General features: G+C 58.8%; 14 protein-coding genes. 8 read left to right on the forward strand and 6 right to left on the reverse strand.

Translation table 11 applies throughout. The annotated features are described in order from the left end of the window. The first annotated feature begins 145 nt into the window (after positions 1-145). Positions 146-1000, forward strand: coding sequence for a carbon-nitrogen hydrolase family protein (locus ACA063_RS03985; protein WP_497664857.1), 855 nt, complete (start codon positions 146-148; stop codon positions 998-1000). 12 nt (positions 1001-1012) lie between these two features. After that, the gene (gene tldD / locus ACA063_RS03990; RefSeq protein WP_194691406.1) at positions 1013-2455 is read left to right on the forward strand and encodes a metalloprotease TldD; all 1443 of its coding nucleotides are present in this window, start codon (positions 1013-1015) and stop codon (positions 2453-2455) included. Between the two features lie 93 nt (positions 2456-2548). Here tldD and yjgA read toward each other — a convergent pair whose 3' ends face one another. Further along, positions 2549-3073 carry a ribosome biogenesis factor YjgA gene (gene yjgA / locus ACA063_RS03995; protein WP_033058015.1) on the reverse strand — a complete coding sequence of 175 codons (525 nt, stop codon included), beginning with the start codon at positions 3071-3073 and terminating at the stop codon, positions 2549-2551. Positions 3074-3181: 108 nt separating this feature from the next. Between yjgA and pmbA the strand changes: the two genes are divergently transcribed. The 6 genes from pmbA (at position 3182) to ACA063_RS04025 (ending at position 8545) form a co-directional block, all read left to right on the forward strand. Next, positions 3182-4528: a metalloprotease PmbA gene (gene pmbA, locus ACA063_RS04000; RefSeq protein ID WP_497664858.1), complete on the forward strand. Its 1347-nt coding sequence runs from the start codon at positions 3182-3184 to the stop codon at positions 4526-4528. Between the two features lie 246 nt (positions 4529-4774). After that, positions 4775-5182: a FagA protein gene (locus ACA063_RS04005; RefSeq protein WP_497664859.1), complete on the forward strand. Its 408-nt coding sequence runs from the start codon at positions 4775-4777 to the stop codon at positions 5180-5182. Further along, positions 5163-6539, forward strand: a complete 1377-nt coding sequence (locus ACA063_RS04010; protein ID WP_497664860.1) for a class II fumarate hydratase — start codon at positions 5163-5165, stop codon at positions 6537-6539. Before ACA063_RS04005 ends, ACA063_RS04010 begins: the two co-directional genes overlap by 20 nt. 27 nt (positions 6540-6566) lie before the next feature. Beyond that, positions 6567-7007, forward strand: coding sequence for a DUF2753 family protein (locus ACA063_RS04015; RefSeq protein ID WP_497664861.1), 441 nt, complete (start codon positions 6567-6569; stop codon positions 7005-7007). 2 nt (positions 7008-7009) lie between these two features. Then, positions 7010-7621, forward strand: coding sequence for a superoxide dismutase (locus ACA063_RS04020; RefSeq protein WP_497664862.1), 612 nt, complete (start codon positions 7010-7012; stop codon positions 7619-7621). Positions 7622-7651: 30 nt separating this feature from the next. Continuing rightward, entirely contained in the window at positions 7652-8545 is an 894-nt protein-coding gene (locus ACA063_RS04025) for a ZIP family metal transporter (RefSeq protein WP_162439248.1), read from the forward strand. Positions 8546-8654: 109 nt separating this feature from the next. Here the strand turns inward: ACA063_RS04025 and ACA063_RS04030 are convergent, their stop codons facing one another. The 5 genes from ACA063_RS04030 to ACA063_RS04050 form a co-directional block, all read right to left on the reverse strand. After that, positions 8655-8930: an HPr family phosphocarrier protein gene (locus ACA063_RS04030; RefSeq protein ID WP_497664863.1), complete on the reverse strand. Its 276-nt coding sequence runs from the start codon at positions 8928-8930 to the stop codon at positions 8655-8657. Positions 8931-8945: 15 nt separating this feature from the next. Next, positions 8946-9803, reverse strand: coding sequence for an RNase adapter RapZ (gene rapZ / locus ACA063_RS04035; protein ID WP_497664864.1), 858 nt, complete (start codon positions 9801-9803; stop codon positions 8946-8948). Between the two features lie 2 nt (positions 9804-9805). Then, positions 9806-10270, reverse strand: a complete 465-nt coding sequence (gene ptsN, locus ACA063_RS04040; protein ID WP_497664865.1) for a PTS IIA-like nitrogen regulatory protein PtsN — start codon at positions 10268-10270, stop codon at positions 9806-9808. 12 nt (positions 10271-10282) lie between these two features. Beyond that, positions 10283-10591, reverse strand: coding sequence for a ribosome hibernation-promoting factor, HPF/YfiA family (hpf, locus tag ACA063_RS04045; RefSeq protein WP_497664866.1), 309 nt, complete (start codon positions 10589-10591; stop codon positions 10283-10285). Between the two features lie 73 nt (positions 10592-10664). After that, on the reverse strand, positions 10665-12158 hold the full coding sequence (locus ACA063_RS04050; protein ID WP_162439252.1) for an RNA polymerase factor sigma-54: 1494 nt from the start codon (positions 12156-12158) through the stop codon (positions 10665-10667). Between the last annotated feature and the right edge of the window lie 135 nt (positions 12159-12293).

The following is a 12293-nucleotide window of genomic DNA, read 5'->3' on the forward strand; positions in this document are numbered from 1 at the left end:
CGCCAAACCCTGTAGGAGCTGTCGAGTGGAACGAGGCTGCGATCTTTTGACTTTAAAGATCAAAATCAAAAGATCGCAGCCTCGTTTCACTCGACAGCTCCTACGACGCCGAGCTCCTGTATTGATTTCAAGTAAGGAAAAGGCCATGTCCATAGCGGTGATTCAAATGGTCAGCCAGAGCGATGTACTGGCCAATCTGGCCCAGGCTCGACGTCTGCTTGAACAGGCGGCTGAAAGTGGCGCGCGCCTTGCGGTGCTACCGGAAAACTTCGCCGCCATGGGCCGTCGAGACATCGCTGACATCGGTCGCGCCGAAGCATTGGGCGACGGACCGATCCTTCCCTGGTTGAAACAGGCCTCCCGCGACCTCAACTTGTGGATAGTGGCCGGCACTTTGCCGTTGCCGCCGGTTGATCAACCGACGGCAAAAGCCAATGCCTGCTCGTTGCTGGTGGACGATCAGGGCGAAACAGTGGCGCGCTACGACAAGCTCCACCTGTTCGATGTGGATGTGGCAGACACTCGCGGGCGTTATCGCGAATCCGATGACTATGCTTATGGCAGTGGCGTCGTGGTGGCGGATACACCTGTCGGCCGAGTTGGCCTGACGGTGTGTTACGACTTGCGCTTCCCGGAGCTGTACAGCGAATTACGTGCTGCCGGTGCGGAGTTGATCACCGCGCCGTCAGCCTTTACCGCCGTGACCGGGGAAGCTCATTGGGACGTGTTGATCCGGGCCCGGGCCATCGAGACACAATGCTACGTGCTCGCGGCGGCCCAGGGTGGAAAGCATCCCGGCCCCCGAGAAACCTGGGGCCATGCCGCAATCATCGACCCTTGGGGCCGGGTGTTGGCGCAGCAGGATAAAGGCGAGGCCGTGCTGCTGGCCGAACGCGATAGCAGCGAACAGGCGTCCATAAGGGCGCGGATGCCGGTGTCCAGTCACCGGCGCTTTTTCTCGCAGGGCGCACAGCGACCTGCCTCAGAACGACGAATTTAAGGCGTAAAGCATATGAGCGAGTTGTTGTCCTCAGTCAGTGAACACCTCCTGGCGCCCGGCGGCGTAACCATCGAGAGCCTGCAAGGTGTGCTCGGCGATCTGGCCGGCCCGGGCATCGATGCCGCGGACCTGTATTTCCAGGGCCAGATCTCCGAGTCCTGGGCGCTGGAAGACGGCATCGTCAAGGAAGGCAGCTTCAACCTCGATCAAGGCGTCGGCGTGCGTGCGCAATCGGGGGAGAAAACCGGTTTCGCCTACAGCAACGCCATCACCCTCGAAGCCCTCGGCGCAGCGGCTCGCGCGGCGCGTTCGATTTCCCGCGCCGGGCAGAACGGCACCGTGCAAGCGTTCACCACGCAAGATGTCGCGCAGCTGTACGGTCCCGACAACCCGTTGGAAGTGATGAGCCGTGCGGAAAAAGTCGAATTGCTCAAGCGTATCGACGTCGCGACCCGGGCCCTTGATCCGCGTATCCAACAGGTTACGGTGAGCATGGCCGGTGTCTGGGAACGCATCCTCGTAGCCTCTACGGATGGCAGCCTGGCCGCTGATGTGCGGCCGTTGGTGCGCTTCAATGTCAGTGTGATTGTCGAGCAGAACGGGCGTCGCGAGCGCGGCGGTCATGGCGGCGGTGGTCGTACCGATTACCGTTATTTCCTTAGCGATGACCGCGCCATGGGGTACGCCCGTGAAGCGCTGCGCCAGGCGTTGGTCAATCTCGAAGCTATTCCTGCGCCTGCGGGTACGTTGCCAGTGGTATTGGGTTCTGGCTGGTCCGGCGTGCTGCTGCACGAAGCTGTCGGTCACGGTCTGGAAGGCGATTTCAACCGCAAGGGCAGTTCGGCGTACAGCGGGCGGATGGGCGAGATGGTTGCGTCCAAGCTCTGCACGATCGTGGATGACGGTACGCTGGCCGGCCGTCGCGGGTCGCTGAGTGTCGACGACGAAGGCACACCGACCGAATGCACCACGTTGATCGAAAACGGCGTACTCAAAGGCTACATGCAGGACAAGCTCAACGCGCGACTGATGGGCGTGGCCCGCACCGGTAACGGTCGTCGCGAATCCTACGCACACTTGCCAATGCCACGCATGACCAACACCTACATGCTGGCAGGCGAAAGCGATCCGGAGGAGATCATTGCTTCGGTAAAACGCGGCATCTACTGCGCCAACCTGGGCGGTGGTCAGGTCGACATCACCAGCGGCAAGTTCGTGTTCTCCACCAGCGAAGCGTATCTGATCGAAGACGGCAAGATCACGGCCCCGGTCAAAGGCGCAACGTTGATCGGCAACGGACCTGAAGCCATGAGCAAGGTGTCGATGGTCGGTAACGACCTGTCGCTGGACAGCGGCGTGGGGACGTGTGGCAAGGATGGGCAGTCGGTGCCGGTGGGTGTCGGCCAGCCAACGTTGAAGATCGATGCGATCACCGTGGGTGGCACTGGGTCGTAAGAAACACGTAGGAGCTGCCGCAGGCTGCGATCTTTTGTTTTTTAAGATCAAAAGATCGCAGCCTTCGGCAGCTCCTACAGGAACTGCGATGACTTAACGCAGACCGCGTTGAGTCTCGTCCAGCTCACGGATGTACTTGAAGATTTTACGGCTCGAAGCCGGTGGCTTGTTGGTCGCCAATTCGTGCTGGGCCTGACGGATCAGGGAGCGCAGTTGTTGGCGATCAGCCTCCGGGTAGTCGACCACGAACTTCTCCAGGACCGCATCGTCGCCCGCGATCAAGCGATCGCGCCAGCGTTCCAGGCCATGGAAACGTTCGTTGTACTGCCGGGTGGAGGCATCGAGTTGATCGAGCAAAGTCAGAATGGCGTCAGTGTCCTGGTCGCGCATCAGTTTGCCGATGAACATAAGGTGCCGTTTACGCGCGATATTCGCGGTGTGCTTGGGCGCATCGGCCAGTGCCCGGCGCATGGCGTCGGTCAACGGCAGTTTTGCCAGCAAGTCAGGCTTGAGTGTTGTAAGGCGCTCGCCAAGATCAACCAGAGCATGCAGCTCGCGTTTGACCTGGGATTTGCTTTTTTCTCCCGTATCGAGGGAGTCGTCGTAAGAATCAACCATGGTGGCCGTCCGCAAAGAAACGCCGCCATGATAACCAGTCGGGGGCCGCTTGTCCGGCCCGGTCGATCGAAGACCCTCGCCGAAAGCAGAATTTGAGTGGAGAACAGCATGAGTGCAGTTGAAAGCGTCGGCCCACAAGCGTTGCCGGCACTGCAGGAACAAGTCGAGCAGATCATCGCTGAAGCCAAACGCCAAGGCGCTAGTGCCTGCGAAGTGGCCGTTTCCCTGGAACAGGGCCTGTCGACTTCGGTTCGCCAGCGTGAAGTCGAAACCGTCGAATTCAACCGCGACCAAGGCTTCGGCATCACCTTGTACGTGGGTCAGCGCAAAGGCTCGGCCAGCACCTCCGCCAGTGGGCCGGAAGCCATTCGCGAAACCGTCGCTGCTGCGCTGGCGATCGCCAGGCACACCTCCGAAGACGAGGCCTCGGGCCTGGCCGATGCTGCGCTGATGGCCAAGGATCTGAAGGACTTCGACCTGTTCCACGAATGGGACATCACCCCTGAACAAGCCATCGAGATGGCGCTGACCTGTGAAGCCGCGGCGTTTGCGGCGGACAGCCGGATCAAGAATGCTGACGGCACGACCCTGAGTACTCACCAGGGCTGCCGCGTCTATGGCAACAGCCACGGGTTCATTGGCGGTTATGCATCAACTCGGCACAGTCTGAGCTGCGTGATGATCGCCGAAGCCGACGGCCAGATGCAGCGCGATTACTGGTACGACGTGAGCCGTCAGGGCACTTTGCTCGCCGCCCCTGTGAGTATCGGCCAGCGTGCTGCTCAGCGTGCTGCGAGCCGGTTGGGTGCGCGCCCGGTGCCGACGTGCGAAGTGCCCGTGCTGTTTTCCGCGGAATTGGCCGGTGGTCTGTTTGGCAGTTTCCTCTCGGCGATTTCCGGCGGCAGTCTGTATCGCAAGTCGTCATTCCTTGAAGGCACTTTGGGGCAGAAGCTGTTTCCGGAGTGGCTGACTATCGATGAGCGTCCGCACTTGATGCGCGCCATGGGCAGCTCGGCGTTTGACGGTGATGGTCTTGCCACCTACGCCAAACCGTTCGTCGAAAATGGCGAGTTGGTGTCGTACATCCTGGGCACTTATTCCGGTCGCAAGCTCGGTATGCCGAGCACCGCCAACGCCGGAGGGGTGCACAACCTGTTCGTCACCCATGGCGACGAAGATCAGGCTGCCTTGTTGCGCCGCATGGGCCGAGGCCTGTTGGTGACCGAATTGATGGGCCAGGGTTTGAACATGGTCACCGGCGACTACTCCCGTGGCGCAGCGGGTTACTGGGTCGAAAACGGCGAGATTCAGTTTGCGGTCCAGGAGGTCACCATTGCCGGCAACATGCGCGACATGTTCAAGCAGATCGTTGCCGTGGGTAACGACCTGGAACTGCGTAGCAACATTCGCACGGGTTCGGTGTTGATCGAGCGGATGACGGTGGCGGGTAGCTAACCCTCACCGCGATGCAAAAAAGGCGCGCCACCCCACCGGGTGGCGCGCCTTTTTTATTGGGCTCACGTAAAACCCTGTGGGAGTGGGCTTGCCCGCGATGGCGATGTGTCAGGCGACTTGTATGTGGGTATACCGGCCTCATCGCGGGCAAGCCCGCTCCCACAATGTACTCGCTACACCGTCGGGGTTGTGTTGGTTCTCATTATCATCTAATAATAAATCTCATTACCGAATGAGCCCCGGATCATGAGTTCTGCCTTGCACGAGCAGCCCTATCAACAAAGCTGGCGCTGGATGAGTCGCCAGATCCGTTGCGCAATGGACCCCGACGAGCCGCGCCTGATCGAGCATTACCTGGCTGAAGGCCGGTATTTGGCGTGTTGCACGGCGACTTCTCCCTGGACCATCGCCGAAACTTCCTTTCGTCTCCTGCTCGATACCGCGGCCGATGTCGCGCTGCCGTGGCACTGGCGAAGCCTGTGTCTGGATCAAGCCTGGCGTCCATTGCGAGATCTGGAGCGCCTGTCTTTGTGCAAATGCCGACTCAAACGCTGGCAAAGCTACACCTGGCAACTGGCGACCTGCGAGTTGCAACCCTCGATTTCCCTCATAGAACTGGTGCAAGGATTTTCCGATGACCAAGACACGTATTGAGCGCGACAGCATGGGCGAGCTGCATGTCCCGGTAGATGCGCTCTACGGAGCACAGACCCAACGTGCAGTGGACAACTTCCCGATCAGTGGCAAGCCGATGCCCGTTCAGTTCATTCGGGCGCTGATCCTGGCCAAAGCGGCAGCTGCCCGTGCCAACGTTGAGCTCAAGCAAATCAGCGAATCCCAGGGCAAGGCGATTGTCGATGCCGCGCAAGGCCTGCTTGAAGGCGACTTCATGCAGCACTTTCCGGTGGACATCTTCCAGACCGGTTCTGGCACCAGTTCCAATATGAACGCCAACGAAGTGATCGCCACCCTGGCCAGCCGTTTGCTGGGCGAGCCGGTCAATCCCAACGATCACGTCAACTGCGGCCAGAGCAGCAACGACATCATCCCGACCACCATTCACGTGAGCGCCGCGCTGGCGTTGCACGAGCAACTGCTTCCAGCGCTGTTGCGGCTTGTAGAGGTCATCGAGCGCAAGGCTGAGGAGGTCCATCACCACGTCAAGACCGGTCGCACGCACCTTATGGATGCGATGCCGGTACGCATGAGCCAGGTCCTCAACGGTTGGGCGCAACAGCTCAAGGCCAACATCGGCCACTTGCAGGACTTGCTGCCAAGCCTTCAATCCCTGGCTCAGGGCGGAACGGCAGTCGGTACCGGCATCAACGCCCATCCCGAGTTTGCAGCGCGGTTCAGCGAGCAGCTGAGCAAACTGACTCTCGTGCCATTCACGCCGGGCAAGGATCTGTTTGCGCTCATTGGCTCGCAGGACACTGCCGTCAGCGTCTCCGGCCAGTTAAAAGCCACGGCGGTGTCGCTGATGAAAATCGCCAACGATCTGCGCTGGATGAATTCCGGTCCGCTAGCCGGTCTCGGCGAAATCGAACTTGAAGCGTTGCAGCCTGGCTCTTCAATCATGCCGGGCAAGGTCAATCCGGTGATTCCGGAAGCCACTGCCATGGTCGCGGCCCAGGTGATCGGCAACGACACGGTGATCACCATCGCCGGTCAGTCGGGCAATTTCGAACTCAACGTGATGCTGCCAATCATCGCTCAGAACCTGCTCAGCAGCATCGAGCTGTTGGCCAATTCCAGCCATCTGCTGGGCGAGAAGGCCATTTCCAGCTTCAAGGTCAACGAAACCAGGCTCAAGGAAGCACTGTCACGCAACCCGATCCTGGTGACAGCACTGAACCCGATCATTGGTTACCAAAAAGCCGCCGAGATTGCCAAGAAGGCCTATCAGCAGGGCCGCCCGGTAATCGATGTCGCTTTGGAACATACCGACCTGACACGCAGCCAACTGGAAGAGCTACTCAATCCAGAGAAGCTCACCGCAGGCGGCGTGTAATCACCGCAACCGCTTTGGAGGCTCACCATGGAGCATTGGAAACGCACGATCGAAAGGGCAAACCGTTGTTTCATGCTGGGCGAACTGGTCGATGCCCGAGAGGCCTACCTGCAGGCCTTGGCGCTGGCCCAAGTGTTGTTCGAACGCTGGCGGGACGCCGATGAGGCGGTGGCGGCCTGCGTGATCTCCCATCACAACCTGGCGGACCTGCATTTGCGTCTGAATCAGCCGGAGGAGAGCGCCGAATACTTGTGCGCAATCCACCAGCGGCTGCTGCAGACCATGCAGGACGCGCGATTGGCACCGGCGCTGCGTGAGGCCGCGTTGCGTCAAAGCAGTAAAACCTATGTCGAGTTGCTGAACTTCATCAGTGAGCACGGTGAATACCCTCGTACTCATCGCCTGCTGCATATCGATGCCGCTTCAGCTGCCAACCCACCTGCGCCTCTTCATCATGGAGTTCATTGAAAATGGCTTTTACCCTGCCTGCATTGCCTTACGCCTACGATGCACTGGAACCGCATATTGATGCCAAGACCATGGAGATTCATTACACCAAGCACCACCAGACTTACATCAACAACCTAAACGCCGCCGTCGAAGGCACCGAATTCGCCGAGTGGCCAGTGGAGAAACTGGTGGCCGCCGTTCAGCAACTCCCTGAAAAACTTCGAGCAGCGGTCATCAACCAGGGTGGCGGACACGCCAATCATTCGCTGTTCTGGGAAGTGATGGCACCACAGGGTGGCGGTACACCTGAAGGCGCGCTGGCCAAGGCGATTGAAGAGCAACTGGGTGGTCTGGACAGCTTCAAGGACGCGTTCACCAAAGCCGCACTGACCCGATTCGGCAGTGGCTGGGCCTGGTTGAGTGTCACCCCGCAGAAGACCCTGATCGTTGAAAGCAGCGGTAACCAGGACAGCCCATTGATGAATGGCAACACGCCCATCCTCGGCCTGGACGTCTGGGAACACGCGTATTACCTGCAGTATCAAAACCGTCGTCCGGAATACATCAATGCGTTTTACAACGTGATCAATTGGCCGGAAGTCGCAGCGCGCTATCAGGCTGCGCTGAGCTGAGTCTTCTATAAAAACCAACCAAGGCTGATTATGGGCACTGAAACACTGGCGACCGGAAGTGGGCGAATGTTTCGTTACGCGTTGGGATCGCTGTTACTGCTGGCAGGCATGTCGTTGTTGTTTGTCCAGGGGCTGGCATGGCTGGATCTTGAGCCGAAACTGATGCGCGCGTTACAAGGCGGGGCTATCTGCGCCTTGGGTACGGCCTTGGGCGCGGTACCGGTTCTGGTCATTCGGCGGATGCCTCAGACCGTGAGCGATACGTTGCTGGGTTTCGGCGCCGGGGTGATGCTGGCGGCGACGGCGTTCTCGCTTATTGTGCCAGGCATCTCTGCCGCTGAAGGCCTGGGTCTTTCGCCTTGGGCGGCCAGTGGCTTGATCAGTTTTGGCATCATGCTCGGCGCGTTCGGTTTGTATCTGGTCGACCTGAAAGTCTCTGGGGCCAGTCCGGAAATGTTGGTCGGCACGCTGGAGCGACCGGTGATTCCGCCGCGGATCTGGTTGTTCGTGTTTGCCATCATCGCCCACAACATTCCCGAAGGCATGGCCGTCGGTGTTTCGGCAGGTGGTGGAATGCCTGATGCCGACAGCCTGGCAATGGGAATCGCCTTACAAGACGTGCCGGAAGGGTTGGTGATCGCGCTGGTGTTGGCAGGGGCCGGGATGTCCAGGGTGAGGGCATTTCTGATCGGTGCAGCGTCAGGTTTGGTTGAGCCGGTCTTCGCGCTGCTGTGCGCCTGGCTGGTCAGCCTTGCTGAGCTGCTACTACCGCTAGGACTGGCGCTGGCTGCCGGGGCGATGCTGTTGGTGGTCACGCACGAAGTCATCCCCGAGTCGCGCCGTAACGGTCACGACAAACTGGCCAGCCTTGGTTTGCTGATCGGGTTTTGTCTGATGATGGTGATGGATACGGCGCTGGCCTGAGGTTAACGATCAAAAGATCGCAGCCTCGTTTCACTCGGCAGCTCCTACAAGGATTTATGCAGCCTGTAGGAGCTGTCGAGTGAAACGAGGCTGCGATCTTTTGGCTGCTTTACTCGCCTTCGTCAAAATACCTGTTGATCAAATCCACCAGCGCATCCAGCGCTTCCTGTTCCTGCTCGCCTTCCGTGCTCAAATGGATTTTGGTCCCCTTGCCAGCCGCCAGCATCATCATTGCCATGATGCTTTTGCCGTCGACCGTTGATTCCGGGGTGCGTCCTACTCTGATCGTGCAATCCTTGAACTGCCCGGCGACTCCAACAAATTTTGCAGAAGCGCGAGCGTGCAGGCCCAGCTTGTTGATGATTTCGATTTCCAGAGCAGGCATCGCGATGTGAATCCTTTAGCTGAGGTCGCGGTGGCGGACCTGGACGTTCTTCAGGGATTGTTGCAGGGTCTGACCCAGGCGTTCGGTCAGGTAGACGGAGCGGTGATGCCCGCCGGTACAGCCAATAGCGATGGTGACATACGCGCGGTTGCTCGCGGCAAATCTTGGTAGCCATTTGAGCAGGTAGGTAGAAATGTCCTGGAACATCTCTTCCACGTCCGGTTGCGCTGCCAGGTAGTCGGCAACCGGTTTGTCCAACCCGGACTGCTCGCGCAACTCGGGCTTCCAGTACGGATTCGGCAGGCAGCGCACATCGAACACCAGGTCGGCGTCCACTGGCATGCCACGCTTGAACCCGAAAGACTCCACCAGGAACGCGGTGCCCGGCTCAGGCTGATTGAGCAGCCGCAGCTTGATGGTATCGCGCAGCTGATACAGGTTCAGGTTAGTGGTATTGACCTTAAGGTCAGCCAGGTCGGCGATAGGGCCCAGTAAATTGGTTTCGTCGGAGATCGCCTCGGCCAGCGAGCGATTGGCGTTGCTCAGCGGGTGCCGGCGACGGGTTTCCGAGAAACGCTTGAGCAGTGTTTCCTCGTCGGCGTCCAGGTACAACACATCGCACTTGATGTGTCGGCTGCGGACTTCTTCCAGCAACTCCGGAAACCGCGACAAGTGGCTCGGCAGGTTGCGCGCGTCGATGGACACGGCCACCAGCGGTTGCGCCAGTTCCGTGTGAATCAGTGCGCGCTCGGCCAGTTCAGGCAGAAGCCCTGCCGGCAAGTTGTCGATGCAGTAGTAACCGTTGTCTTCAAGGACATCGAGCGCGGTACTTTTACCTGAGCCGGAACGGCCACTGACAATGATCAAGCGCATGATTACTGACCGTTCTGCTCGTCCAGGACTACCTGATACAAGGCTTCATTGCTCGGGGCGCTACGCAGTTTTTCGCGCACTTCCTTGCGATCGAGCATGCTGGCGATCTGACGAAGTAGCTCCAGGTGCGCATCGGTGGCGGCTTGCGGGACCAGCAGAACAAACAGCAGGTCAACCGGAGCGCCGTCGATGGCGTCGAAATCGATGGGGGCGTCCAGGTGCATCAATGCACTGATTGGACTTTCGCAGCCTTTGAGGCGGCAGTGGGGAATCGCGATGCCGTTGCCAAAACCGGTAGAACCAAGTTTTTCACGGGCGACCAGGCTCTCGAAGACATCCTGCATGGCCAGATCCGGCACTTCGCGGTGGATTAGGTTGGCAATTTGCTCGAGGGCTTTCTTTTTGCTGCCGCCCGGCACGTTCACGAGGGAACGGCCGGGGGTCAGAATGTTTTCAAGTCGGATCATGGGTTGGGAGTGTTAACGACCGGTTGCGCCCTGGAGGAGGCTCTGGGTCTTTTCCTTATGCTTTTTGAGTTGGCGATCCAGCTTGTCGGTCAGCAGGTCGATGGCGGCATACATGTCCGTATGCTCAGCGTTGGCGACCACTTCTCCGCCGGGGATATGCAGCGTGGCTTCGATTTTCTGCTGCAGCTTTTCGACGTTCATCGTGACTTGCACGTTGGTAATCTTGTCGAAATGCCTCTCTAACCGGTCGAGTTTTTCGCCGATATAGGTGCGCAGGGGTTCGGTCACTTCCAGTTGGTGTCCACTGATGTTGACTTGCATACAGCTTCTCCTTCGTTGCCAGTGCATAAAGCGGTAGATCAGATGATCTACCACTGGAACGCTGTGGCGTGGCTTACATCAACCGCTTACGTTCGCTCGAAGGCGCGATCCCGAGGGATTCGCGGTACTTGGCGACGGTGCGGCGAGCCACCTGAATGCCTTGTGCCTCCAGTAAACCAGCGATCTTGCTGTCACTCAACGGCTTTTTCTGGTTTTCCGCAGCAACCAGTTTTTTGATGATCGCGCGGATCGCCGTGGAAGAGCATTCGCCGCCTTCGGAAGTGCTGACGTGGCTGGAGAAAAAATATTTCAGTTCATAAATGCCCCGGGGGGTATGCATGAATTTTTGCGTGGTTACCCGTGAAATCGTCGACTCATGCATGCCCACCGCCTCAGCGATGTCATGCAGCACCAGCGGTTTCATGGCTTCGTCGCCATACTCCAGAAAACCGCGCTGATGCTCGACGATCTGGGTGGCTACTTTCATCAGCGTTTCATTGCGGCTTTGCAGGCTCTTGATGAACCAGCGAGCCTCCTGCAACTGATTGCGCATGAAGGTGTTGTCTGCGCTGGTATCGGCGCGGCGAACAAAACCGGCGTATTGGGCGTTCACCCGCAGTCGAGGCACCGATTCCTGATTAAGCTCGACCAGCCAGCGTTCGTTGTCCTTGCGCACGATTACATCAGGAACGACGTATTCGGCTTCACTGGATTCGATTTGCGAGCCCGGGCGTGGGTTAAGGCTCTGAACCAGTTCGATCACCTGGCGCAGTTCGTCTTCCTTGAGCTTCATACGGCGCATCAGCTGGCTGTAATCACGGCTGCCCAGCAGGTCGATGTAATCGGTGACCAGACGCTTGGCTTCGGCGAGCCAAGGGGTTTTGGCGGGCAACTGGCGCAGTTGCAACAGCAGGCATTCACCCAGGTTACGGGCGGCGATGCCGGCGGGTTCGAATTGCTGGATGCGGTGCAGGACGGCTTCGATTTCATCGAGCTCGATGTCCAGTTCCGGGTCGAAGGCTTCGAGAATTTCCTCGAGGGTTTCGTCGAGATAGCCCTGATTATTGATGCAATCGATCAGGGTCACGGCGATCAGGCGATCGGTGTCGGACATCGGTGCCAGGTTCAGCTGCCACAACAGGTGGCTTTGCAGGCTTTCGCCGGCGGATGTACGGGTGGTGAAGTCCCACTCGTCGTCATCGTTGCTCGGCAAGCTGCTGGCGCTGGTCTGGTAGACGTCTTCCCACGCGGTATCAACAGGCAACTCGTTGGGAATACGCTCGTTCCAGTCTCCTTCCTCGAGGTTATCCACCGTAGGGGCGGTTTCCTGGTAGGAGGGTTCCGAAACATCGGCGTTAGGTTGCTGTTCGGCTTTGTCGGCCAAAGGATCGGCGTTGTCGAAGTCGTCGCCTTCTTCCTGGCGTTCGAGCATCGGATTGGACTCCAGAGCCTCCTGGATTTCCTGTTGCAGGTCCAGGGTCGACAATTGGAGAAGGCGGATGGCCTGTTGCAGCTGAGGTGTCATCGTCAGCTGCTGGCCCATTCTCAAGACTAGCGATGGTTTCATGGCAGGGGCTTAAACCTTATTCGCCGGCGCGCTTGCGCCATCCACTACAGGGCGCCGAGGCGCCAAACATAAGCAAATTATATGCCCGAAACCGCAGCGTTTGCCTAGAGCGCAGTAACAATAAAAAACGTTGAT

Source organism: Pseudomonas sp. LBUM1643 (assembly GCF_059716215.1).

Bases quoted from the DNA above. Each gene is read 5' to 3' on its own strand.
- ACA063_RS03985 (WP_497664857.1), top strand. From the start codon at position 146: ATGTCCATAGCGGTGATTCAAATGGTCAGCCAGAGCGATGTACTGGCC.
- tldD (WP_194691406.1), top strand. From the start codon at position 1,013: ATGAGCGAGTTGTTGTCCTCAGTCAGTGAACACCTCCTGGCGCCCGGC.
- yjgA (WP_033058015.1), bottom strand. From the start codon at position 3,073: ATGGTTGATTCTTACGACGACTCCCTCGATACGGGAGAAAAAAGCAAA.
- pmbA (WP_497664858.1), top strand. From the start codon at position 3,182: ATGAGTGCAGTTGAAAGCGTCGGCCCACAAGCGTTGCCGGCACTGCAG.
- ACA063_RS04005 (WP_497664859.1), top strand. From the start codon at position 4,775: ATGAGTTCTGCCTTGCACGAGCAGCCCTATCAACAAAGCTGGCGCTGG.
- ACA063_RS04010 (WP_497664860.1), top strand. From the start codon at position 5,163: ATGACCAAGACACGTATTGAGCGCGACAGCATGGGCGAGCTGCATGTC.
- ACA063_RS04015 (WP_497664861.1), top strand. From the start codon at position 6,567: ATGGAGCATTGGAAACGCACGATCGAAAGGGCAAACCGTTGTTTCATG.
- ACA063_RS04020 (WP_497664862.1), top strand. From the start codon at position 7,010: ATGGCTTTTACCCTGCCTGCATTGCCTTACGCCTACGATGCACTGGAA.
- ACA063_RS04025 (WP_162439248.1), top strand. From the start codon at position 7,652: ATGGGCACTGAAACACTGGCGACCGGAAGTGGGCGAATGTTTCGTTAC.
- ACA063_RS04030 (WP_497664863.1), bottom strand. From the start codon at position 8,930: ATGCCTGCTCTGGAAATCGAAATCATCAACAAGCTGGGCCTGCACGCT.
- rapZ (WP_497664864.1), bottom strand. From the start codon at position 9,803: ATGCGCTTGATCATTGTCAGTGGCCGTTCCGGCTCAGGTAAAAGTACC.
- ptsN (WP_497664865.1), bottom strand. From the start codon at position 10,270: ATGATCCGACTTGAAAACATTCTGACCCCCGGCCGTTCCCTCGTGAAC.
- hpf (WP_497664866.1), bottom strand. From the start codon at position 10,591: ATGCAAGTCAACATCAGTGGACACCAACTGGAAGTGACCGAACCCCTG.
- ACA063_RS04050 (WP_162439252.1), bottom strand. From the start codon at position 12,158: ATGAAACCATCGCTAGTCTTGAGAATGGGCCAGCAGCTGACGATGACA.